General features: G+C 66.5%; 1 protein-coding gene and 1 pseudogene. One reads left to right on the forward strand and one right to left on the reverse strand.

Annotation, left to right across the window (positions count from 1 at the left end):
• A partial coding sequence (locus tag VF794_RS06010) for an acyl-CoA carboxylase subunit beta (RefSeq protein ID WP_331108223.1) occupies positions 1-1,245 on the reverse strand: 1,245 nt, incomplete at its 3' end.
• Between the two features lie 557 nt (positions 1,246-1,802).
• On the opposite strand from VF794_RS06010, the pseudogene VF794_RS06015 reads away from it, so the two are divergent.
• Positions 1,803-2,683, forward strand: a pseudogene (locus VF794_RS06015) (hypothetical protein); the annotation flags it as partial.

The raw sequence follows: 2,683 nt of genomic DNA on the forward strand, positions 1-2,683 counted from the left end.
CATCACGTCATACGCCCCGCCGTAGGCCTTGCGCGTAATCACCGTCACCTTGGGCACCGTGGCCTCGGCGAACGCGTACAGCAGCTTGGCCCCGTGGGTGATGATGCCGCCCCACTCCTGGTCGGTGCCGGGCAGGAAGCCGGGCACGTCCACGAAGGTGATGAGCGGGATGTTGAAGCAGTCGCAGAAGCGCACGAAGCGCGCCGCCTTCACGCTGGCGTCGATGTCCAGGCAGCCGGCCAGCACCGCCGGCTGGTTGGCGACGATGCCCACCGGGCGCCCGTTCATGCGCGCGAAGCCCACCACGATGTTCTTGGCGAAGTGCTCCTGCACCTCGAAGAAGTGCTTGTTGTCCACGACCGCCCGGACGATCTCCTTGATGTCGTAGGGCTTGTTCGGGTTGCTGGGGACGATGGACTTCAGGCCCTCGTCGGCGCGGAACGGGTCGTCCTCGCCAGGCTGGGCGGGCGGATCCTCCTGGTTGTTGGAGGGCAGGAACGAGAGCAGCTCGCGCGTCATGAGGATGGCGGCCTGCTCGTTCTCCGCGGCGAAGTGCGCCACGCCCGACTTCTGGTTGTGCGCCAGCGCGCCGCCCAGGTCCTCCTTCGTCACCTCCTCGTGCGTCACCGTCTTGATGACGTCCGGGCCGGTGATGAACATGTAGGAGGTGTCCTTCACCATCATGATGAAGTCGGTGATGGCCGGCGAGTACACCGCGCCGCCCGCGCACGGGCCCAGGATGAGGGAGATCTGGGGCACCACGCCCGAGGCCAGGGTGTTGCGCAGGAAGATGTCGGCGTAGCCGGCGAGGCTCTCGACGCCCTCCTGGATGCGCGCGCCGCCCGAGTCGTTCAGGCCGATGACGGGAGCGCCCACGCGCATGGCCATGTCCATGATCTTGCAGATCTTCTGGGCATAGGCGCCGGAGAGCGAGCCGCCGAAGACGGTGAAGTCCTGGGCGAAGACGAAGATCTGCCGGCCCTCGACGGTGCCGTAGCCGGTGACGACGCCGTCGCCGAGGATCTTCTTGTCCCCCATGCCGAAGTCGCTGCTGCGGTGGGTGACGAACTTGTCGAGCTCCGTGAAGGAGCCGGGGTCCAGCAGCAGGTCGATGCGCTCACGGGCCGTCAGCTTGCCGGCCTCGTGCTGCTTGGCGATGCGGTCAGCGCCACCGCCCAGCTCGGCCTGCTTCTCCATGTGCTGGAGGCGGGCGCGAAGGGGGTCCTTTTCCGTGGTTCCGTCCATGGGGCGCGCATCTAGCACGATTGGGCCCCGGGCGGGCAGCCACGGAGCAAGGCGCGGGGAGGGCCTGGGAGGCGAGGAATGAGCCTCACTTCTAGTCGACGGGAAGTGATGTGGGGGAATGTATGATGCTTCTAGCCGACTAGAAGTGGGATGCACAATGCGGCATGTCCATGTGTGTCGTCGGCTCGTCCCCAACCTCCGTGCGATGGGTTTCTCGCATGGGGGCGCTGGCCCTGGCGGGGCTCGTGCTGCTGGCCGGATGTGCCACGGTGCCGTCCAGGAGGGAGGCCGCAGCCGGTGAGGGCGAACGGGTCCTCGTGACCCTCCCCACGGACTTCGCACCCGTACAGGTGAGGGAGGCGGAGTTCACGGCCGCCGTCACGAGCCTGGTGTTGGACCTGCCGCTGCGGGTAGCTCCTTCTCATGTCCCCATGCGGCCTGGCCGCAGGTACGCGCTGGTCTCCGGACCCCTCGCGAATGGGGCAGGGGGGCTGGAATTGGCACGGTCCTATGGGTACTTCTGCGAACGGCGTGGCACCCCGGGAGACTGCCTTTCATTGTTCGAGGATGGCGCCCGGTTCCAGAATGACGACAAGCGCCGCATCGCGTTGGCCCTGGCCGTGGGACCAGCCCTGGAGGGCGTGGACGCGGAGGTGAGGGCCATGCTCAGCCCCGCGCGTGTGGCGGCCATGGCGAGCCTCACCATCACGGCCTACATGGCGCTGTTGGTGGCTCCGGAACCGGTGTCCAAGGGGGTTGCCGCTGCCTTCGCGGTCCTCATGTGGGGTTACCTGGGGACGGAACTGTGGGGACTCCTCGAGGGCTGGAGGGAACTCTCGGAGGAATCGGCGCGAGCCACCACCTTCGCGGAGCTGCGGGATGCGGGTGAGCGGTTCGGTCAGCGCATCGGACCCAACAGCGTACGGATTCTCGTTCTGGTGGGTACGGCGGCGATCGGTGAGACGGCGGCGCTCCTGTCCAAGGCGCCGAAGCTGCCGGGGTTCGCACAGGCTTCACACAGGGGGGTGCGGCAAGGCGGCGTGCGCGTGCTGGCGGCCGCAGCGGATGCTGAGACGGTCATCGTCTCGGTGAACGAGGGCACCCTCCGCGTCGTCCTGCCGGCCCATGTGATGACCATGGCTGCCCGTGGCTCGGTCTCAGCGTACAGGGTATGGCGGTCACACCGGGGGTTGACGAAGGCCCTGGGCTCCGCGGGCAAGGGCAAGCAGTGGCATCACATCGTCGAGCAGACACCCGGCAATGTCGCGCGGTTTGGACCCGAGGCCATTCACAATACCGAGAACGTCATACCCGTTGATGAAGGAACTCACAGGGCAATCAGCGGCTACTATTCATCTAAACAGGGCTTCTCGAATGGTTTGACGGTGCGTGAGTGGTTGAGCACTCAGTCGTATGAGGTGCAGCGTGCGTTTGGATT

Origin of the sequence: Archangium sp. (assembly GCF_036389735.1) — a bacterium.
Lineage (GTDB): Bacteria > Myxococcota > Myxococcia > Myxococcales > Myxococcaceae > Archangium.